20 protein-coding genes are annotated in these 21,412 nt (G+C 57.3%); 10 read left to right on the plus strand and 10 right to left on the minus strand.

What is annotated here, in order from left to right; all coding sequences use genetic code 11:
• Positions 1-89 precede the first annotated feature (89 nt).
• Complete coding sequence (locus FY156_12230) at positions 90-806, plus strand: LuxR family transcriptional regulator (protein ID UXS02174.1); 717 nt, start codon at positions 90-92, stop codon at positions 804-806.
• Between the two features lie 10 nt (positions 807-816).
• On the opposite strand, the gene FY156_12235 is transcribed toward FY156_12230, so the two are convergent.
• The 3 genes from FY156_12235 to FY156_12245 all read right to left on the minus strand — a co-directional run bounded on the left by FY156_12235 (position 817) and on the right by FY156_12245 (position 3,318).
• Positions 817-1,974 (minus strand): DUF2333 family protein, encoded by a 1,158-nt coding sequence (locus FY156_12235; protein ID UXS02175.1) that lies wholly within the window; start codon positions 1,972-1,974, stop codon positions 817-819.
• Between the two features lie 196 nt (positions 1,975-2,170).
• Entirely contained in the window at positions 2,171-2,623 is a 453-nt protein-coding gene (locus FY156_12240) for a pseudoazurin (protein ID UXS02176.1), read from the minus strand.
• 113 nt (positions 2,624-2,736) lie between these two features.
• Positions 2,737-3,318, minus strand: a complete 582-nt coding sequence (locus FY156_12245; GenBank protein UXS02177.1) for a thymidine kinase — start codon at positions 3,316-3,318, stop codon at positions 2,737-2,739.
• Positions 3,319-3,545: 227 nt separating this feature from the next.
• On the opposite strand from FY156_12245, the gene FY156_12250 reads away from it, so the two are divergent.
• From FY156_12250 to FY156_12265, 4 genes are all read left to right on the plus strand, one after another.
• Positions 3,546-4,505 (plus strand): choline ABC transporter substrate-binding protein, encoded by a 960-nt coding sequence (locus FY156_12250; protein ID UXS02178.1) that lies wholly within the window; start codon positions 3,546-3,548, stop codon positions 4,503-4,505.
• Positions 4,506-4,840: 335 nt separating this feature from the next.
• Positions 4,841-5,692: a choline ABC transporter permease subunit gene (gene choW / locus FY156_12255; protein ID UXS02179.1), complete on the plus strand. Its 852-nt coding sequence runs from the start codon at positions 4,841-4,843 to the stop codon at positions 5,690-5,692.
• The gene (gene choV / locus FY156_12260; GenBank protein ID UXS02180.1) at positions 5,689-6,735 is read left to right on the plus strand and encodes a choline ABC transporter ATP-binding protein; all 1,047 of its coding nucleotides are present in this window, start codon (positions 5,689-5,691) and stop codon (positions 6,733-6,735) included. The genes choW and choV overlap by 4 nt, the downstream gene beginning before the upstream one ends.
• A 517-nt stretch (positions 6,736-7,252) precedes the next feature.
• Positions 7,253-7,573, plus strand: coding sequence for a helix-turn-helix transcriptional regulator (locus FY156_12265; protein UXS02181.1), 321 nt, complete (start codon positions 7,253-7,255; stop codon positions 7,571-7,573).
• An 80-nt stretch (positions 7,574-7,653) separates the two neighbouring features.
• Here FY156_12265 and FY156_12270 read toward each other — a convergent pair whose 3' ends face one another.
• Complete coding sequence (locus tag FY156_12270; GenBank protein ID UXS02182.1) at positions 7,654-8,829, minus strand: DUF3095 domain-containing protein; 1,176 nt, start codon at positions 8,827-8,829, stop codon at positions 7,654-7,656.
• Between the two features lie 286 nt (positions 8,830-9,115).
• Between FY156_12270 and FY156_12275 the strand changes: the two genes are divergently transcribed.
• Together FY156_12275 and ade are read left to right on the plus strand one after the other, a co-directional pair.
• Entirely contained in the window at positions 9,116-10,222 is a 1,107-nt protein-coding gene (locus FY156_12275; protein UXS02183.1) for a branched-chain amino acid ABC transporter substrate-binding protein, read from the plus strand.
• A gap of 136 nt (positions 10,223-10,358) precedes the next feature.
• On the plus strand, positions 10,359-12,053 hold the full coding sequence (ade, locus tag FY156_12280) for an adenine deaminase (GenBank protein ID UXS02184.1): 1,695 nt from the start codon (positions 10,359-10,361) through the stop codon (positions 12,051-12,053).
• A 34-nt stretch (positions 12,054-12,087) separates the two neighbouring features.
• Here ade and FY156_12285 read toward each other — a convergent pair whose 3' ends face one another.
• On the minus strand, positions 12,088-12,549 hold the full coding sequence (locus tag FY156_12285; GenBank protein UXS02185.1) for a GNAT family N-acetyltransferase: 462 nt from the start codon (positions 12,547-12,549) through the stop codon (positions 12,088-12,090).
• Positions 12,546-14,210, minus strand: coding sequence for an alpha-glucosidase (locus FY156_12290; protein UXS02186.1), 1,665 nt, complete (start codon positions 14,208-14,210; stop codon positions 12,546-12,548). The genes FY156_12285 and FY156_12290 overlap by 4 nt, the downstream gene beginning before the upstream one ends.
• A gap of 154 nt (positions 14,211-14,364) precedes the next feature.
• Here FY156_12290 and FY156_12295 point away from each other — a divergent pair, with 154 nt between their 5' ends.
• Positions 14,365-15,285: a sugar kinase gene (locus FY156_12295; protein UXS02187.1), complete on the plus strand. Its 921-nt coding sequence runs from the start codon at positions 14,365-14,367 to the stop codon at positions 15,283-15,285.
• Between the two features lie 110 nt (positions 15,286-15,395).
• Positions 15,396-16,445 (plus strand): glycosyltransferase family 1 protein, encoded by a 1,050-nt coding sequence (locus FY156_12300; GenBank protein ID UXS02188.1) that lies wholly within the window; start codon positions 15,396-15,398, stop codon positions 16,443-16,445.
• Between the two features lie 169 nt (positions 16,446-16,614).
• On the opposite strand, the gene FY156_12305 is transcribed toward FY156_12300, so the two are convergent.
• The 4 genes from FY156_12305 to FY156_12320 all read right to left on the minus strand — a co-directional run bounded on the left by FY156_12305 (position 16,615) and on the right by FY156_12320 (position 20,229).
• A complete protein-coding gene (locus tag FY156_12305; protein UXS02189.1) occupies positions 16,615-17,223 on the minus strand; it encodes a DUF2026 domain-containing protein in 609 nt (202 codons plus the stop codon).
• A gap of 128 nt (positions 17,224-17,351) precedes the next feature.
• The gene (der, locus tag FY156_12310) at positions 17,352-18,782 is read right to left on the minus strand and encodes a ribosome biogenesis GTPase Der (GenBank protein ID UXS02190.1); all 1,431 of its coding nucleotides are present in this window, start codon (positions 18,780-18,782) and stop codon (positions 17,352-17,354) included.
• A gap of 33 nt (positions 18,783-18,815) precedes the next feature.
• Positions 18,816-19,487, minus strand: coding sequence for a tetratricopeptide repeat protein (locus FY156_12315; protein UXS02191.1), 672 nt, complete (start codon positions 19,485-19,487; stop codon positions 18,816-18,818).
• A gap of 157 nt (positions 19,488-19,644) precedes the next feature.
• A complete protein-coding gene (locus FY156_12320) occupies positions 19,645-20,229 on the minus strand; it encodes an NnrU family protein (protein ID UXS02192.1) in 585 nt (194 codons plus the stop codon).
• 149 nt (positions 20,230-20,378) lie between these two features.
• Between FY156_12320 and FY156_12325 the strand changes: the two genes are divergently transcribed.
• Positions 20,379-21,362: a polysaccharide deacetylase family protein gene (locus FY156_12325; GenBank protein ID UXS02193.1), complete on the plus strand. Its 984-nt coding sequence runs from the start codon at positions 20,379-20,381 to the stop codon at positions 21,360-21,362.
• Positions 21,363-21,412: the final 50 nt, after the last annotated feature.

Consider the following 21,412-nt stretch of genomic DNA (forward strand, 5'->3'; position numbering starts at 1 on the left):
CAATTGTTACGAGGTCTGGATACCGTGTCCGCTTTTTCCGCATATTCTTCGTTGCCGAAAGCGGCACCCTACCGGACAGCGTTGCCTGAATGCTGACGCTTTGCCGCCAATCGAACCTCAGCCAACAATTCTCAGCTTCCGCCAACACGGGAGACTGGCTGGCGGCCTTGACGAATCTGGCCTGCGAATTTGGCTACGCCCATGTCACGCTACTAAAAATCCCTTCGACGGCTGGCTCCGGCGTGTCCGCCGTCATTCTGGAAACCACACTGCCGCAATGGATCATCCGTGAAGTGGGCCATCACGGCCCTCCGAACGACTGTGCAGCCATACGTTGCGGCATGTCATCGCTTGTCCCTCAATATTGGTCCATGGATGAAGACGATGCCTTGCCGGGCACGATCGCGCTGACAACGGATTCCTTCCGTGGCATCGGCATCACATGCGGACTGACCATTCCACTGAATGGTCTGAACGGAGGTAAACATCTCCTGACCTTTGGCGGGGATCGCACACATCTGCCGCAGGCTGCGCTCAACGAACTGGGCATGATCTGTCTTCACGCTTTCGAGATTTACGATCGCCTCTGCCGGACAGGGATCAAGACTCCGTCGCCACTGACAAAACGAGAATTGGACGTTGTGCGCTGGACAGCGCAAGGCAAGACATCGGTTGAAATCGCCGAGATCCTGTCGATCTCGGAACATACGGTCAACGCCTATATGAACAACGCCATGCGCAAGCTGGATTGCGTCAATCGCACCCAACTCGTCGCAAAAACCATTCGCCTGAAACTCATCAACTGAACGCGGCGGCTTATCGATCCAGTACGGAGCGCAGCTCCACCAGGTTCGAACGCACCCGCAGGACATAAAAGCCCATGGTTGCGAGGTGCGATGGCATGATCCAGCCGCTTTCCTCGCCGTTCGAAATGATGGCTGGCTGAATGCGCAGTGCAGCGCGCGTCTGCGCCAAAGTGTCGTTCCAGAGATTGGTCAGGTTACGTTCACGAATGACCTGCGCGAAGTCCGAACCCGCTGCGGAGAGCACCCCGTAATATCCGTAGAGCTGACCGTAAGCGAACCAGAAGCGATCGTCAGCGCGTGTATCGAACCAGCCACCGTTATAGTTCTCGGAACGCTCGCGCAGGATCGCCGAGGTCGCCCCGATATCGCCGGCGATACGGTCGATAAACTGGATCAGGTTGTCGGCGCGGGTGTCGAACACCGCCTTGCAGGCAACAAGCTCGCCGTTGAATGCCTGGAAGCTGCGGATGGCGGCACGGTAATAGCTTGGCGTCGGCGTTTTCGGACCGAAGGGGTCGAGGCCGAAATACCAAGAATACTCGCTGAACTGCATGTTGCCACGCGCTTCCTGAAGATTGTTATTGATGCCGGAGGTTCCACGGACGCGACCAAGCGTATCCACCAGTTCGATCGACGTACGACGTACCGCCTGATTGATACCACGCTGAAACGACGCCTTGTTGTCGAGGAAAGGGGTGCTGTCCCAATCGATCCCGAACAGCCCCAACCTGTAAAGCAGCATGGAGGAAATCCAGGCGTTCTGGTTAACGTTGAAATCGGTCAGATCGGCAGCCACGTCGACAATAGCGGATCTCTGGCAGACGGGCGCTGCAGTGCTGGCGGCGCTGGACGTTGTCTGTGTGGAAGCACTGGCCGCAGCATCAGGCAATTCCTGGCCCGCCGGAACGGCGCGCTCGGACAGTTTGTAACGACTTACATAGTCAGGGTCGAAATTCGTCCAGACCTGTGTCTGCCAGACGAAATAGCCGTAAAATCCCACAAGTCCGATGAGAACGAGAGCAACCGGCCCCTTCACCGTCCAGTGCCGACCCCGGTACCAACCGTGTGCGGCGAGAAACGGCCAAAGCAGCCACGCCACGAAAACACTGACAGCCTTGCCAATGGCACTGAATACGGCCTGAACCAAAGCGGTAATCCGGTCGATCATGTCGTCATGTTCTCCTCTGTCCGGTGGGACGAAAGGACAAGAGGCGTCACATTAAGGACGCCGCCCATCCCTAGGCCGACATTGTGGCCGGTTTCGCTCTTCCAGATATGTGCCGGTCGATGTGGATGCAACACGATTGCGAAACTTTTCTCAACCCGTGGTCCGTACAATCGAAGCGAAATGACAGAGGCACCCGTCAGAGACCGAGCTTTGCAATCTCCGCTTCAAGACGCTCTTTGGCCTTCTTGGGCAACTTGCCGTTTTTCACCGCATCCAGATTGGCGGGCGCCGCATCACCAACGACCACCAAAGCGACCATGCCCATGCCCACATGCGGCGTGCATTTGACGACATAGGCCCCTTCCTTTTCGACCGTGACCTTCAGCGTCTCGTTCATCTTGCCTTTGAAATCCGCAACGCCTTCGGGGAGCATGTCTCTCACCGCTGCAGCATCATGCCCCTTGTCAACCGGAACGAAGACGATCACGTCGCCCACGGCCGCTTTGACGGCTGCCGGTTCGAATACCATCGCCTGACCGTCGCTGCCCTTATTCAGCATCTTGATTTCGATCTCGGCCGACGCCGCGGGAAATGCGAACAGCCCTGTCATGGCTGCAAGCGTGATGAATTGGGCGATCTTATTCTGCATGTCTTCTGCTCCTGAGGGACACCACATTGGCGCAAATGCGCAGGCATGGTGTTAGCCTCAGGCAGAATCGACCTCTTTGCGAAAAATCAAATGCGGCAAGGCGACGCGGAGCATCAGCCTTCCTTGACGGTCTCCACCCAGTGGCGACGGCAGAACGACACATATTTCTCGTTACCACCGACATCGATCTGAGCACCGTCCTTGACGACTTTTCCTTGCTGATCGAAACGCGCCACCATCGTCGCCTTGCGGCCGCAATGGCAGATGGTGCGGATTTCGCGCAGCTCATCGGCAATGGCGAGCAACTCCCTCGACGCCGGAAACAGTTTGCCCTGGAAATCCGTCCGCAGGCCATAGGCCATCACCGGGATATTCAGCTTGTCGGCAATATGCGCCAATTGCCAGACATGATGTTCGGAAAGGAAATGAGCCTCATCGATGAAGAGACAGGCGATTGCCGCCTGCTCGTGCAACACCTGCACTTCGGCGAAGATGTCAGTGCTTTCGTCAAAAGTCAGGGCATCCGAGGAAAGGCCGATGCGCGAGGCAACCTTGCCAACACCCGCCCTGTCATCAAAGGCAGCCGTAAAAATCAGGGTGCGCATGCCGCGCTCCTGATAGTTGTAGGATGCTTGCAACAGCATGGTCGACTTGCCGGCGTTCATCGCAGCATAATTGAAATAGAGCTTGGCCATCATCCACTCCTTGTGCGGCGTCTTTTGCCGGGGATGGCCCGCGATGAAAAGTGGCACAGCATAAAAACCACAGATTTCCACGAAGGAAGAAGCCTTGATTCGACGCAGGACAAGGCGGTTTTCATCCGCTGTGTCGCAAACGGTGCGCCAAAACACGCAAATGCGCATGAGTTGATTGTGCGGTGCAGATATTGATAATGGCAAGGGAACTGAAAAGGGAGCAAGCAATGTTTGCAAATAGAAATCGCTGTCTGGCGCTGGCCGCAGCAATCTCCACGCTGGCCCTCGGTGCAGCCAGCGCGCAGGCGGCAGAGCCCGCAAGTTGTGGTACGGTGCGCTTCTCCGACGTCGGCTGGACCGACATCACCGCCACAACCGCCACGGCAACCGTGATTTTGAAAAGCCTTGGCTACGAAACCGACGTCAAGCTTCTCTCCGTCCCCGTCACCTACACCTCACTCAAGAACAAGGACATCGACGTCTTCCTCGGCAACTGGATGCCAACCATGGAAGGCGACATTGCCCCCTATCGCGAAGACAAGTCCGTCGAAACTGTCCGTGAAAACCTCACAGGTGCCAAATACACGCTGGCGACAAACGCCAAGGGCGCCGAACTCGGTATCAAGGATTTCAAGGATATCGCCACCCACAGCGATGCTCTCAGCGGCAAGATCTACGGCATTGAACCGGGAAATGACGGAAACCGCCTGATCCTCGATATGGTTGCCAAGGACACATTTGGCCTCAAGAGCTTCGAGGTCGTCGAATCGTCCGAACAGGGCATGCTGGCGCAGGTCGCCCGTGCTGAAAAATCCGGTGAGCCGATCGTCTTCCTCGGCTGGGAACCGCACCCGATGAACGCGAATTTCAAGCTGGCCTATCTGACCGGCGGTGACGACGTTTTCGGCCCGAATCTCGGCGGCGCGACGATCTACACCAACGTTCGCAAGGGCTACACGGAAGAATGCCCGAACGTCGGCACATTGCTCAAGAACCTGCAATTCTCGCTGCCCATGGAAAACGAGATCATGGGCAAGATTCTGAATGACGGCCTTGAGGGCGAAGCCGCAGCGACGGCCTGGTTGAAAGCCAATCCTTCGGCAATCGAGCCATGGCTTGCCAACGTCAAGACCAAGGATGGCAGCGCGGATGCCGTGCCAGCCGTGAAGAAGGCATTGGGCCTCTAAAGCGAAGACATGCGATGCTGATCCGAGTTGTCTTTTGACATACCCGGACCAGCGGGGCATGACATGATATCCGTGCATGGCGTGGCCGCGAAATTCTGTCGCGTCAATCGCCAAGCGCTCGCCCGGCGTCTGGCAAGGCGATGTCAGAATCTATGAAACGGATCGAAATGGCGAGGACTGCGACAAAAGCCGAAGGGTGAGGTCAGTGGCCCCGCCATAGGCTGCAACAAGTAGACTGATGCATAGCCGTCATCATTTCGATCCATTTCACAGGTTCCAAGCCTGAACTGCCCGCCGTCGTCCCTGAATCTGTTCGCGAAAGGTCTCGTCTTACCGTGGAATGGCTCAGCGCCCCTGAAAACCGTTTGCCCGTCGGCCGATACGCCAAGGAAGCCATCGACTGGCTGACTGGAAATCTCGCATTTTTCTTCGACTGGCTGTCGTTCATTTTCCAAAGCGTCATCGATGCTTTGCTATATGTCCTCCAGACGCCACACCCGCTTGTGATTGTCGCAATTCTGACCGCACTGTCTGCGTGGACACGCCGCTCGGTCGGCATGCCGATTTTCACCATCCTCGGGCTGCTTCTCATCATCAATCTCGGCTACTGGAAAGCGACAACGGAAACCCTTGCGCTTGTGATTGCCGCAAGCGCAGTGTGCATGATTATCGGCATACCGCTTGGAATCCTGGCTGCACGCCGCAAATGGATTTACGCCGCCATGCGCCCGGTTCTCGATCTGATGCAGACGATCCCGACCTTCGTTTATCTCATCCCCGCGCTGGTTCTTTTCGGGCTCGGCATGGTTCCCGGCCTGATCGCCACGGTAATCTTTGCCATTCCGGCACCGATTCGCTTGACCCGCCTCGGCATCATCTCAACACCGCCAGCCCTTGTTGAAGCCGCCGTTGCCTTCGGTGCAACGCCGGGACAGGTACTTCGCAAGGTCGAACTGCCATTTGCAGCCCCTCAGATCATGGCAGGCCTGACCCAGACCATCATGCTGTCGCTGTCGATGGTGGTGATTTCCGCCCTTGTCGGTGCAAACGGCCTCGGCGTGCCAGTGGTACGCGCGCTCAACACCGTCAACATCGCAATGGGCTTCGAAGCCGGCCTGTGCATCGTCATATTAGCGATCGTTCTGGACCGACTGTTCCGCCTTCCCGGCTCGGAGGACGACCTGTGACAGACGCAATCATTTTCGGAAATGTCGACATCGTCTTCGGCAACAGGCCAGAACCCGCTCTGTCGCTGATCGACATGGGCAGATCCCGCGAGGAAATCAACGCGAAAACGGGACTGGTGCTTGGCGTCGCCAACGCATCGCTCGCGGTGAAGGAAGGTGAAATCCTCGTTCTCATGGGGCTTTCCGGCTCCGGGAAATCCACTCTGGTTCGCGCTGTCAACGGACTTGCGCCGGTGGTGCGCGGCAATGTCTCCATCAAAACCAAATCCGGTTACGTCGACCCTTATCGCACGACGGCGAAGTCGCTGCGCGATCTGCGCATGCACACGGTGTCGATGGTGTTTCAGCAATTCGGCCTTTTGCCCTGGCGCAATGTTGCAGAGAACGTAGGCTTCGGCCTGGAACTTGCCGGTGTGCCCGAGGCGGAACGCAAGCGCCTCGTCGATGAACAACTGGAACTCGTCAATCTTTCCCAGTGGGCGAACAAAAAGGTCGGAGAACTATCCGGAGGCATGCAACAGCGCGTCGGACTGGCCCGGGCCTTTGCAACGGGCGCACCGATCTTGTTGATGGATGAACCGTTTTCAGCGCTCGACCCGCTCATCCGAAGCCGCCTTCAGGACGAACTTCTGGAGTTTCAAAGCCGACTGAAGAAAACCATCCTGTTTGTCAGTCACGACCTGGATGAGGCATTCCGCATCGGTAACCGGATCGCGATGATGGAGGGCGGGCGTATTATCCAGTGCGGCACACCGCAACAAATCGTCAAACATCCGGCCACACAATATGTCGCGGACTTCGTCCAGAACATGAACCCGATTTCCATGCTGACTGCAGCGGATGTCATGACGCGCGGCATCGGCGAAAAGAACGGGCATCTGGCGGTTGCCGCAACGGCCCGCCCCACGTCGCCGCTCATCGATATTCTCGACGCTTTGTCGAAACATTCCGGCGCAATCGGCGTCGTCGACAACGGCTCAATCGTCGGCACGATTTCGGCGGATGACATCGTCAGCGGCCTGACTCGACACCGCAAAAAATGACATTGCACCAGATTCCAAGAAGGCTTTCGCAACCGCGGAAGCCTTCTTTTTTGTTCCTGGAACACGAAAACTGTATCTGGAATGCAAGTTTCAAAAAAAAGATTGTATGGAACAACCATTTTAACAAGAATGCGATTGCAAACTAAAAAAAATCGCACAAGCTCAAGCATAGCTTTTGAAGCGATTGCTAAATTTAAGGGGACAGCGATCATCGAAGCCGAGATGGCGCTGCTTTAACCGGAAGTACGACGCTTATTTTTTAGCCAGTGAAGTGTCGCAAATGTTATGCCGACAACATGAATACTCATGATTTCAGACAAAAAACAGGCATAAGGTAAGCAAATTAGTCATGAAGTCCCAAGTAGAGCATCATCTAACAATACTCAGAAAAAGGAACACGACATAAGCTAAATTTAAGTATATACAACGCGATCGTAGAACATTAAAACGCCCCATCGAACACCGGTTAATAGCCACCATGACCGTCGTTTCGACTGTCATTAGGAGACTTGAGCGCATGGACAACGAATCTCTGTCGGATCATAGTATCGCCGCTGCGGATCTGCTTTCGGCAATGGCGAATCCAAAACGTCTGCTGATTCTTTGTACGCTCGTGGACACCGAAGTTCCTGTCGGAGTGCTTGCCTCCCAGGTCGGTCTGAGCCAATCCGCTCTTTCGCAGCATCTTTCCAAGTTGCGCGCACAGCGACTGGTCAAGACACGCCGCGACGCTCAGACGATTTATTATTCCAGCAATTCTGAATCGGTGAAGAAGATCCTCGCATCGCTTGAAGAGATCTATTGTCAGTCGCAGAAGAGCAGCCGCACTGCCGCCTGATACTCGCGCTGGCGCTGGCGCTCGCACTTTTGAAAGATGATACCCGAAACCGGCTTCAGGCCGGTTTTTTGTTTTGAGGCTCAGGCTGCGGAAACGATCGAAGCCTGCTGTTTCAGCTTGTTGGCCGCAGCCGCATATCCACCCGATGCACCGTCAACGAAATGCATGTGGTCCCTCGACAACGGCGACGGTACGATGCAGGTCATCAGCGCAGCATCCTGCTCATGCAGGCCATAATAACAGGCCCCCGTGACACGGCCTCTTTCCAGTCGTGCCTGCAGACTCTCAAGTCGCGCCGCGTCCATATCGACTGTCATCTTCAATCCGTCATCGAACTTCCTGAAATCTGTGTTGCTGGCAACGGACCGGCGGTAACGCGCCGCATTGAACCGCCCGAGCGAAAGCCCTGTGATTTGAAGTATATTGATCAAAAAGCTCTCTGCCAGGATACGCAGAGAACTGCGGATCGCCCCGACACGATCATGGTAGCCTGAGCGCGCATGCGCTTCCAGGCCGAGCCCTTCGCGCACGAAACCGAGCTTTGGCCCATCTTCGGGCACGGGATGCCCCTGCCGGGCATCATCGCCGGCAAGCTCAACAATATCCGCCACCAGCGCCCGAAACGCCTGCATATCCTGTGACGGACCCGGCACCGCAATGATGGAAACGATCTTGCCATGTGTCGCCTCGATCGGATTCCAGCGACAGGAAAGCCCCGTCAGATCCGGCCGCGCACCCGTTTCCGCTTCAGGCACACCATAACGCCCCTCTTTCATGCGCGCTTCCGCCCAGCTGTTGCCGCCGCCCGAAAACATCGCATAGGAAACATCCTCGCTCGCCTGAAAACGCGCAACCCGCACGTCGAAACCGTTTTCCCGTATCTCGGCAACGGGAACCAGCGCCACACGCATGGTCAGGTCGAGTTCGTCCTTCACCCAGCGCTGCACATTTGAAAGCGCGGCACTGGCAATCTCCAGTGTATGCGGCGGCACAGCCACTGCCGCCCCATCGCCACCGAAAACGAAAGGCAGATCATGCCGCTTGAGACTGTTTGAAACCCCTGAGATGACAGCGGCCCCCGCCATGTTGACGGTCTTGTATCGACCAGCACCAATAGCTGCGGTCGAATCGACAATATCGGCAATCGCCAAAGCCCAGCCTTGCGGCAGGGCGCGATAAAGGGCCGGATCGGCAACATCCTCAAAGTGCTGGAACACAGGAAGTGCGGCCAGGAATTCGTCGTCGACTGTTCTCATGCCGTCATTATCCTCCAACGCGCACCAAACGCCAAGCATTCGCAATGCCACAGGTGTATATTCAAACCATGCGTTTCAGGGTCTGATCGCAATCGATTTACCATCTATGAACCGTATAGCTTCAAAGGCCGCTTGCCTAAACCATCAAACCTTTCCTATGAACTGGTTTGAACACTCGGAATTCAAATATGAAACGGGTTTTCGCGTCGCGACGTCTGCAAAACGAAAAATAGGCTGCGGACGAGGCGCATACCGGGTCCAGGACCCATTCCAAGGAGATACCAGGATGAAACTGAAGACTTTGACCAGCGTGACGCTCGCAGCGTCCTTCGCCTTCGCACCGCTCGCCCATGCCGAAATCGTCATCGGCCTGATTGCACCTCTGACCGGCCCGGTCGCCGCTTATGGTGACCAGGTCAAGAACGGCGCCCAGACCGCCGTCAACGAAATCAACAAGAAGGGCGGCATCCTCGGCGAACAGGTCGTGCTGAAGCTCGCCGATGACGGTGGTGAACCAAAGCAGGGCGTTTCTGCCGCCAACCAGCTCGTTGCTGACGGCATCCGTTTTGTTGTCGGCCCGGTGACCTCCGGCGTCGCCATTCCGGCCTCCGACGTTTTTGCTGAAAACGGCATCCTGATGGTAACGCCGACGGCAACCGCTCCCGACCTGACGAACCGTGGTCTTTCCAACGTTCTGCGCACCTGCGGTCGTGATGACCAGCAGGCCGAAGTCGCCGCGAAGTATGTGCTGGCAAACCTGAAGGACAAGAAGGTCGCCATCATTCATGACAAGGGCGCCTACGGCAAGGGTCTCGCCGACTCCTTCAAGGCAACGCTGAACGCAGGTGGCGTCACCGAAGTGTTCTATGACGCCTTGACCCCGGGTGAAAAGGATCTGGGTGCGTTGACGGCTCGCCTGAAGTCGGAAAACACCGACGTCATCTACTTCGGTGGTTACCACCCCGAAGCGGGTCTGCTGGTCCGCCAGCTCAATGACGCCGGTTCCAAGGCTGTCGTTATCGGTGGCGACGGCCTTTCCAACAGCGAATTCTGGAACATCGGCACCAAGGCCGCTGAGGGCACGTTGTTCACCAACGCCTCCGACGCCCTGAAGAATGCCGATTCCAAGGCTGCGGCAGACGCGCTGGCAGCTGCCAACATTCCGGCAGAAGCGTTCACGCTCAATGCCTATGCGGCGGTTGAAGTGTTGAAAGCCGGCATCGAAAAGGCGGGAAGCGCTGAAGATTCCGAAGCTGTTGCCACCGCCCTGAAGAGCGGCGACGCCTTTGCAACGTCGATCGGCAAGGTCACCTACGGCGAGACCGGCGATCTGACCTCGCAGGCCTTCACACTCTACAAGTGGCAGGACGGCAAGATCGTCGCTGCTGAATAAGCTTCAATATATCGTCGGCCCGGAGGCAATCTTCGGGCCGACACACGCTCAAACAGTTGAGCGCGAAACGCCAATTGTTGCGCTCTGTCACTTCCATCTTTAGGGTCGGATAAAGATGAATCGAAGAAAGTCCGACATGGTTTCCACACTTGAAGCGCGCATTGACCAGGGTACCGGCCGTGAACCGGCGGATATCGTTCTCAAGGGAGGCCGTTTCTTCGATCTGGTGACGGGCGAACTTGTCGCGTCGGATATTGCCATCTGCGGCAACACCATTGTCGGCACGACGGAAACCTACACGGGTCGTCAGGAGATCGACATTACCGGCAAGATCGTCGTGCCAGGTTTCATCGATACTCATCTTCACATCGAATCCTCGCTGGTCACGCCGCATGAATTCGACCGGTGCGTCCTACCCTACGGTGTCACGACCGCAATCTGTGATCCCCACGAAATCGCCAACGTTCTTGGCGAGGAAGGCATCCGTTTTTTCCTGGATTCCGCCCTGGAAACCATCATGGACATCCGGGTGCAACTGTCCTCTTGCGTGCCGGCGACACATCTGGAAACGGCAGGTGCCGATCTGCCAATCGAAAAGCTTCTGCCATTCCGGAACCATCCGAAAGTTATCGGCCTTGCCGAGTTCATGAACTTTCCGGGTGTGGTCCACAAGGACCCCGTATGCATGGCAAAACTGGAGGCATTTCAGGGCCAGCACATTGATGGCCATGCGCCTCTTCTCTCCGGGACGGCGCTAAACGGCTATCTCTCCGCCGGCATCCGCACCGAACACGAATGCACGACTGCCACAGAGGCGCTAGAGAAGATCCGCAAGGGTATGCACATTCTTGTGCGCGAAGGTTCTGTATCGAAAGATCTGCACGCCCTGATGTCCATCATAACCGAACGCTTGTCGCCGTTTCTGGCGCTCTGCACGGATGATCGCAATCCACTCGACATCGCCGAACAGGGCCATCTCGACTACATGATCCGTACCGCCATCGCCAACGGCGTCGAACCACTTGCCATCTATCGCGCCGCCTCCATTTCGGCTGCAAAGGCTTTCGGCCTTCGCGATCGCGGCCTCGTTGCTCCGGGCTGGCGCGCCGATCTGGTGGTGATCGACACGCTGAAGAACTGCAAGGCAAGCCTGGTACTGTCGGCCGGCAGGATCGTCAACGACGACTTGTTTGCCACACGCAAACCTGTCGCCCCGGTTGGCCTCGACAGCGTCAAGGCACGACACGTGCTCGCAGCACATTTCGGCGTTCCGGCGACGGACAGCGAAAGCCCGGTGATTGGGGTGTTGCCCGGCAAGATCATTACCGAACATCGCCGCTACAAGCTGCCGACAGATGGCAACCAGACCACCGTCGATCTCACCAATGACATCATAAAGGTCGCGGTGATTGAGCGGCACGGCAAAAACGGCAATCATGCCAACGGGTTTGTGCAAGGTTTCGGCCTGAAGAAGGGTGCTATCGCATCAACCGTTGGACATGACAGCCACAATATCTGCGTCGTCGGCGTCAATGAGGACGATATGGCGCTTGCCGCCAATCGCCTCGGCGAAATCAATGGCGGTTTCGTTGTCGTTGCGGATGGCAAGGTAATGGGTGAAATCGCACTGCCGATTGCTGGCCTGATGAGCCTCGAGCCTTACGAGACGGTTCGCGACACATTGCACGATCTGCGCAAGACGGCTTACGCGCTCGGAACGACGCTGGAAGAGCCTTTCCTTCAGGTCGCCTTCCTGCCGCTTCCCGTCATTCCGCACCTGAAGATTTCCGATAAGGGCATGGTGGACGTGGATCGCTTTGCGCTGATCTGAGCCGAACCAGACGCTGCCAGCCTAAGGTTCGCTGCTAACTCTTTGGTGCCGGTGGCAGGATCTTGCGGAAGTAGACGACACGTTCCGTTTCCTCAAAACCCAGAGCCGCGTGCATGCAATGAGAAGCGATGTTGGCAATATCCGCATCGGAGGCGAGTTCGGTCACGCCTTTGCTGGCGGCCCATTGTGTGACTTCCGCGATCAACGCAGCGGCAACACCCTGCTTTCGAAACGCCTCCTCAACATAAACCCCTTCAAGGAACGCCACGGGCGACGTCTGACAACCATTGACGTAGTCATGCCGCAGACTTGCTTCGGCGAAGCCGACAGCAACTCCCTCCGCACTATAGGCGACCAAGCCGGTCTGCCTGTCCAAGAACGTCTGCAGTTCGGCTTTATGCTCGGCAAGCGAGCTTGTGGGCCATAAAAGAGATCGCAGTCGTGACCAGTCATCCAGACAGGCGATGCCGGCCTTGATGACGACCGGCCTCGTCACGCAATGATCCCGCAAAAAACATCCAGCCCTTCAAGGGTCACCACACCTGCTCCGAACAGCGGCGTGAAGCCCGGCATCGGCGTGATGTCCTTGATGACGGTGCCCTTCGGAACAGGGAATTCCACGGGATCGCGGGTGAGATTGAAGACGAAGAGCAACGTCTCCTCTCCCTTGGTGCGGGTAAAGGCCAGGACATCGAGATTGGTCTTGAGAAAGTGCATATCGCCATCGCGCAATGCACCATGGCCTTTGCGAAATGCCAGCACCGCTCGATAGTGGTTCAGAACCGACTCCGCTTTGCGCTGCTGCCCATCTGCTGCCAGCATCGCATGAGCGTAGGGCACCGGAAGCCACGGCTTCTCCGCGGTCGAAAACCCGGCATTCGGCATACCCGTTTCCCAGGGCATGGGCGTGCGGCACCCATCCCGTCCTTTGAAAGCCGGCCAGAAGCGGATGCCGTAGGGATCGCGAAGATCCTCAAAAGCAAGCTCAGCCTCGGTCAGAGCCAGCTCCTCGCCCTGATAGAGGCAGATCGAACCCCGAAGGCTCGCCAGTACGCAGATTGCAAGCTTCGCAACACGCGTCTGTTCCTCGACATTTTCCGTAAACCGGCTGAGATGGCGAACCACATCATGATTTGAAAAGGCCCAGCAGACCCATCCATCTGTGACGGCCTTCTGAAAGCCTTCAACCGAGTTGCGCAGATGCCGTGCCGTAAAATCCGGCCCGAGCAGATCGAACGTGTAACACATGTTGAGCTTGTCGTTGCCGGACGTGTAGGCGGCAACAGTCTTCAGCGACCTCGCCCCGTCTCCGACTTCACCAACCGTGGCCCGGTCGTCGTACTGATCCAGCAGAGCACGAAACCGTTTGAGAAAATCGATGTTTTCCGGCCGCGTCTTGTCGTAGAGATGATCCTGCATGCCGTAGGGGTTAACGTCCGATGCATCGAGGCCGAAACTTTCCTCGTCGAACAGCGGCGGGTTATCGCGCAGCAGCTTGTCGTGGAAATAGTGGTTGACGGTGTCCAGCCGGAAGCCGTCGACCCCACGCTCCAGCCAGAACTTGACGGTTTCGAGCAGCGCATCCTGAACATCGAGATTGTGGAAATTCAGGTCCGGTTGCGAGCCCAGAAAACTGTGCATGTAATATTGCTTACGCACGCCGTCCCATTCCCATGCGGGTCCACCGAACACAGACAGCCAATTGGTCGGCGCGGTGCCATCCGGCTTCGGATTGGCCCAGACATACCAGTCGGCTTTCGGATTGATGCGGCTGGCGCGGCTTTCCACAAACCAGGGGTGTTTGTCGGAAGTATGCGAGATCACCTGATCGATGATGACCTTCAAGCCGAGCCGATGCGCCTCCGCGATCAGCGCGTCGAAGTCAGCCAATGTCCCAAACAACGGATCGACATCGCAATAATCGGAAACATCATAGCCCATATCGGCCATCGGCGAGGTGAAGAACGGTGAGAGCCATATGCCGTCCACGCCGAGCGAGGCAATATAGGGCAAACGCCTGGTTACGCCGGCAAGATCGCCATATCCGTCCCCGGTCGTGTCCTGAAAAGATCGCGGATAGACCTGATAGATCACCGCTCCCCTCCACCAGTCCGATTGCACAAGAGGTTTCTGAACCGGGGCATGGGTTGGCTGCATGGAGGCTCTCCTGATGGCGGCGAATCCCAGAATATAAAGCTGTCGCCCTGCCGTAAACGGCAACTTCGCAAATGCACACAATCCGTCGCAATGGACTTGTCAGGCAAGGTCAGGCGTCGTAATTCGAACGCAAGAGCGAGTGGAGGATTAAGGCGTGGGTGGACGGTTTCTTTCGATTGGCGAGTGCATGGTGGAACTGTCTCAAGCTGGAGACGGGCTGCTGCGCAAAGGCTTCGCAGGCGATACCTTCAACACGGCCTGGTACGCACGGGCCTGCCTGCCGGACGATTGGTCGGTGGATTACTTCACCGGACTTGGCGACGACAGCCTTTCAGAAGACATGCTGGCTTTCATCGAGGCAGCAGGGATCGGTACGCACAGCATCCGCCGCATCAAAGGTGGCACACCGGGCCTCTACCTCATCAACCTCAAGAACGGCGAACGGACCTTTAGTTACTGGCGCAATGCCTCGGCGGCGCGGCAGCTTGCCGATGATGCCGATCACCTGCGCAAGACAATCGAAAACGCCGATCTGATCTATTTCTCCGGCATTACCCTTGCTGTCCTGTCCTCGCCAAACGCGGTGGAGACGTTCCTGTCGGAACTGCGCCGCGCCAAGGCGGCCGGTAAGCGCGTGGTGTTCGATCCGAATATCCGCCCTCGTCTGTGGGCCGACAAGGCAACGATGCTCGACACCGTTTCGCAGGGCGCGCGCGCCGCGACACTGGTGATGCCGAGCTTCGATGACGAAGCGACCCATTTCGGCGATACCTCCGTCGAAGCGACAATCGATCGCTACCGCGCACTTGGCGTCATCGACATCGTCGTCAAGGACGGTGCGAAGGGAGCCACGCTCGACTTCGGCGGTCAGCGCAGCCACGCACCTGCCGTTCAGGCTGTAGATGTGGTGGATACCACCAGCGCCGGCGACAGCTTTAACGGCGCGTTCCTCGCCCGCTACGTCACCGGCAGCGCGCCAGACGAGGCAGCAAGCTTTGCTGCCGAGGCCGCTGCTGTTGTGATCGGCCACCACGGTGCATTGATCAGCCCGGAGCTTCTGCCGCTGGTTGGCTGAAGCACCGCCCTGCCAACTGACATGATCCTGTAACACGCACGCCGCATATACGGTCCGAAACCGCGCAAATCGGGATTCGGCGACGCGGATGCAAGCAGGATCGGCTGTTCATGACGAGAATCACGATTGTCACAGATGCCTGGCACCCGCAGGTCAACGGCGTGGTTCGCTCGATTGAAAACACCAATTTGGAATTGGCCCGCCTTGGCGTCGACGTCCGCATGGTGACACCACAGAATTTCCACAGCATACCCTGCCCGACCTATCCCGAGATCCGCCTGTCCGTCGCCGGATATCGCCGTGTGGCCGCCGAGATCGAGAAAAGCCAGCCGTCCTTCGTCCATATCGCAACGGAAGGTCCGCTCGGCTTTATGGCACGACGCTGGTGCGTAAAAAACAGGATGCGGTTTTCGACCAGCTACCACACGCGCTTCCCCGAATATGTCGCAGCCCGCTTCCCGGTCCCAGAGCGCTGGCTTTACGCCTTCGTTCGCTGGTTTCACAACGGGGGCAACACATGCATGGTCGCAACCCAGAGCCTTGAAACCGAACTTGAGGCGCGCGGCGTCAGAAACCTCAGACGCTGGAGCCGTGGTATCGACGCGCACCTGTTCCACCCGCGTCCAAAAACGTCCCTCCCCTTCGATCTGCCGCGCCCGATCTTCATGACGGTCGGTCGTGTCGCGATTGAGAAAAACCTGCCCGAATTCCTCGATCTCGATCTGCCGGGTTCGAAGGTCGTCGTCGGAGACGGCCCCGCACGCGCCGAATTGCAGGAAAAATATCCCGACGTGCTGTTTACGGGCGTAAAGACCGGCGAAGCCCTCGCCGACGCTTACGCGCAAGCGGATGTATTTGTCTTTCCATCGAAAACAGACACATTTGGCAACACCATCCTGGAAGCGCTTGCAAGCGGCGTGCCGGTGGCGGCGTTTCCGGTTACCGGACCGATCGACATTCTCGGCGACAATCCTGAGGCTGGCGCACTGGACAACGACCTCCGAAACGCGTGCCTGGCTGCGCTCTCCTGCTCAGCGGAGGGAGCACTGGCGCTCTCGAAAAACTACAGTTGGGAAAAAGCCTCCCGGCAGTTCCTCGACAACGTCATCCAGGCGGCAGGCAAGAACCTGCCTCGCTTACCGCAATCGCGCCTGGCCTGACAAAACGGAAGCTGGCGCCTCCATATTTCGATGGACGAACGACCGCGACAGTGCCAAAAGGCGATCAGGACGCGACCGCCGTTAACTTTAGAACGGGGTCGGGCTGCTGATTGACGTCAGGCGGCTGCCGCGAGAACACGCTGGCCGTCCTTTTTCCATATTGTCGAGATTACCAGGCGCCGCTCAGACCATTGCCGGTCAGAGGAATGGTTGTGCTTTTACCATTGCTGTCGCTGACAGAAATCTCGCTTTGCATCTGCTTTGGCGACTTGCGGAACCACCCGGCTGCAATGGACGCCAGATCGCCGATCATGCCGTGCTTGTGCCAATCCGCAAAACGTTGCCCCATGGCCTCCGGCTCAACCTTGTAGAAAAAGTCGCCAGACTGACCGAGATCGTTGATGGATGTCGCCATGGACGAAAGCGGACGCTGAAACATCTTGGAAGGTACGGAAAGATGTTTTGCACTTTCCGAAAATGCAGGCGCCATGAAATCGATCGCCCATCCATCCGCTTCAACCCAGCAATGGAAGTTTTCGCCAGCACCGGTCACATAACCGTCCTCACGATGATCCCCGAACAGGATGAGCGTTCCGCCGAGATTATAGGCAGCGAGGCCGCCCTTGGGCACGGCCTTGATCTTGTACTGCTGCTGGAGAATGAACGCGCCAAACGTGCTGAAATACATGCACGCCGTTGCCGGATCAGCGTTTTCATTGATGAGCAGGCTGTTGATGACGCGGTAAATCCGGTGGTAGTCGCTCTGCTTAATCAACATGGTCTTTCACTCGCAGTTCTACGTCGACGATAGAGCCGTCAACCAGGCCCATCGTCCGGTGCGATTGTTCAATCTCGTCTGAGAGCATCCCCGCCTTCAATGCGAGGATGCATCAATCTTCGATCCGATCAGCGCTTCTTCTTCGCCTTGCCTTCGAACGGGTTGTCAGAGCCGCGGTAATGCACACGGATCGGGACGCCCGGCATGTCGAAATCCTTGCGCAGGCCGTTCACCAGATAACGCGTATAGCTTTCCGGAATAGCTTCCGGGCGTGTGCATGAAATCATGAAGGCCGGCGGACGCGCCTTCACCTGCGTCATGTATTTCAGTCTCAGGCGGCGACCGGAAACGGCTGGCGGCGGATGCTGCGTCGTCTGCGCATCCAGCCAGCGATTGAGCCTTGCCGTCGAGATACGACGGTTCCAGACCTTATCCGTATCGATGATGTTCTGCATCAGCCGGTCGAGACCATACCCGGTCTGGCCGGAGATCGGCACGGCGCGAATACCACGCGCCTGCGGCAGAAGCCGCTCGGTCTTTTCACGCAGATCGGCGAGATAGGCCTGCGGATCTTCGACGAGATCCCACTTGTTGAAAGCAAGAACTGCGGCGCGTCCCTCGCGGATCACGAGATCGACAAGCTGCAAGTCCTGCTTTTCGAAAGGAATGGTGGAATCGAAAACGATAACAACCGTTTCGGCAAAGCGGATCGAGCGCAGGGAATCGGCGACCGAAAGCTTCTCCAGCTTCTCCGTCACCTTCGCCTTGCGGCGCATACCAGCCGTGTCGAACATCTTGATGGTGCGGCCGCGCCAGTCCCACTCGACCGAGATACTGTCGCGGGTAATACCGGCTTCCGGACCGGTCAGCAAACGGTCTTCGCCGAGGAAACGATTGATGAGCGTGGACTTGCCCGCATTCGGACGACCGATGATGGCGACGCGAAGCGGCTTCGTGTCGTCGTAAACCGGCTCTTCGTCCTCATCGTCTTCGTCACCAAATTCGTTGTGCGAAAGAACGATGTTGGTTTCCGCCTCATCCACCTCTGGCGGGAACGCCACATCTTCGCCGATCGCGGCGACGATGGCGTCGCGCAGGTCGATCATGCCCTGGCCATGCTCGGCAGAGATCGGGCAAGGATCGCCGAGACCCAATGTGAAGGCATCGTAAAAGCCGCCGTCAGAACCGCGTGCTTCCGACTTGTTCGCCACGAGAACAACAGGCTTGCCGCGACGACGCAGCATTTCCGCAAGCGTTTCATCAGCCGGCGTCAAACCCGCCTTGGCATCGACAACAAAAAGCGAAACATCCGCTTCCTCGATGGCCGCTTCGGTCTGCGCCCACATGCGGCCTTGCAGCGTCTCGGGACCCGATTGCTCCAGACCAGCGGTATCGATGATGGTGAAACGCAGATCGACGAGCTTCGCCTCGCCGGGGCGGCGGTCACGGGTCACGCCTGGCGTGTCGTCCACAAGCGCCAGCTTCTTTCCGACCAGACGGTTGAAAAGCGTGGACTTTCCGACATTGGGGCGCCCGACTATGGCGACGGTGAAGTTCATTGATCGTAGTTCCTTGAAGGTGGAAAAGCTCTATTACGAAGCTTTGCCCGAAGCGGTGATATTGTCGAGCATGATCTGCGCACGATTGGTGACGTTACGCGGTGCCTGTGCATCCGTCACGATCTGCTCGAACCATTGTTTTGCCTTGGCGAAGTCGCCCGCCTTGTAAGCGGAGAGACCCAGAGCCTCACGTGCGGAAGCGCGCATCGTCTGGGCTTCGCCGCTCAGCGGTTCCGCCAGCGCAGCAACCTGATCATAGGTGCCGTTATCGACCAGCAACCATGCAGCGCGAACCTTTGCCGTATCGCGGAACACCTGCGGTGCAGACGTGTCGTTGCCGATATCGGTAAAAGCGGCGATGGCACCTGCTGCATCGCCCTTTTGCGACAGCAGCGTCGCCGAACGGAATTTCGCCAGAACCGGATAATTGCCGTGGCCGGATGTCTCCAGATCCGTGAATGCCTTCAGCGCCTCGTCCGTCTTGTTTTCGGAAGCAAGCTTCAAGGCTGCAAGGAACTGATCGCCGGAGTTGGATGCACGGCTGGTATTCCAATATTCGTAGATACCTGCACCGGCAGCCCCCAGCACGATCAGGACCGCGCTTCCCACGACCACAATCCCGTAGCGGCCCCAGAAATTGGACAAGCGTTCCGAACGGATCTGCTCGTTCACTTCGCGGATAAAGGTATCATTTTCGTTTGCCATCGAATTCTCCGTTATCCACCCGGAAAGGTCGCTACGACCAACCCGTCGGCGGACATGCCAAGGCGCGCTGCCGGGAGCCAGTAAAAAAGGCCCACCAAGCTATGGTCGGCCTTCTAGAGCGTTTTCGCCTTATATGTAAGGGGGAAACGTCGATTTCCTACATCGCAAGCGGTTGCACGCCGATCAACCATTCGTGCAACTTGAATATGAAAGCTGCCCAGAGCGCAACACCACCGATAACGGCGATGATATCGTAGCGACCCGACACGAATGGACGCACCACCTTCTCCCCTGCCCGCTCACGTCGCTTGAGAGAAATTCTGAGCACCACACCCCAGGCAAGAAACGATGCGAAGAGCAGGATGGAAGACGTCTCACCGTTCGCGAGAAGATGTGCCAGCGCCCAGATTTTCACGGCCAGAACCAGCGGATGTTTTGATTTCGTGGCAATGTGCCCGGCTGGAAGAAGGCTCGCCACAAGACAGATCATCGAGAGCAGCATCAGCGTCAGCGCGATATGGCTCATCCAGATTGGCGGATACCAGAGCATTCCGGTTTCCTGCCGTGCCTCACCAAAACCGTAGACGAGGAGAACGATGGCAAGAAGACTGACGAGCGAGTAAAGCCCCCTGAACGGGCCCTGACCAAGCCGCGCAATCATGCTGGCCCGGAACCCGGGCGCAATCACGCTGAGCGAATGCGTCAGGAAAAAGAAGATAAGACAGAGTACGAAAAAGAGCATGGAGCAATTTCCCCTGATGTCCGCGAACGCCGGACTGCGACAAGCCGATGAACGGAATTAGGACGAAAGCTGTAAAAAAGCCAGATTATTCAAAGCTTCGCCTTATTCCGGCGGCAAAAGGCCACAGTGTTTGATAGTCCGGATACCCGATGATTTCCCGTTTTGCCGCCATTTCACTGTCGTTCTGCATCGCCGCCCCGGCCTTCGCCCAGGTTGATGAGAAGCCCAAACAGCTCGTCATCGTGTCTTTCGATGGCGCTGGAGACAACACGCTGTGGGACCGGAGCCGGGCGACGGCAAAAGAAACCGGCGCACACTTCACCTATTTTCTTGCCTGTACCCTGGTGATGGATCGCAAGACCAGCGCCAAGACCTATCAGGCGCCCGGCCAGAAGGCCGGTCGGTCGAATGTCGGTTTCGGACAGTCGATCGACGACGTCGAGACACGTCTGAGAAACATCTGGACAGCCTCGCAGGAAGGCCACGAAATCGGCAACCACACCTGTGGCCATTTCGATGGCGGGCAATGGACGACAGAGCAGTGGGACGCGGAGTTCACGACCTTTACCAGCACGCTGGAAAACGCCTGGCAGATGATTGGCAAGAAGGGCGAGGAACCCGAGGGATGGCGCGACATGGTGCGCAAGATCAACGGTTTTCGCGCGCCCTATCTTTCACAGGGTGAAGCCTTGACGGCCGCACAGAAAAAACACGGCTTCGTCTATGACGCCACCAGTATTACCAAAGGGCCGGAATGGCCGGTGGAACGCGAAGGCATCGAGCATTTCGGCCTGCCGCTTATTCCAGAGGGCCCAAGCAATCGACCGATCATAGGCATGGACTACAACCTGTTTGTTCGCCACTCCATCGGTGTCGAGACACCCGATCGCTCCAAGGAATTCGAAGAGCGCGCCTACACCGCGTTCCGCAACGCCTTCAACAAGCAATATAACGGCGAGCGCATTCCCCTGCAGCTCGGTTTCCATTTCGTCAAAATGAATGGCGGTGCCTATTGGAACGCCTTTGAGCGATTGCTGCGCGAGGTCTGCAAGAAAGACGATGTCGCCTGTGTCAGCTACGCACAGGCAATGCCGATGATCGAGGCACGCCAGAAACACAAGACGGAAGGGTAAAACCCAACCGGTTACAAAAAGGGCGGCCAATCGGCCGCCCTTTTGTTTTC

Origin of the sequence: Agrobacterium tumefaciens (genome assembly GCA_025559845.1) — a bacterium.
GTDB lineage: Bacteria > Pseudomonadota > Alphaproteobacteria > Rhizobiales > Rhizobiaceae > Agrobacterium.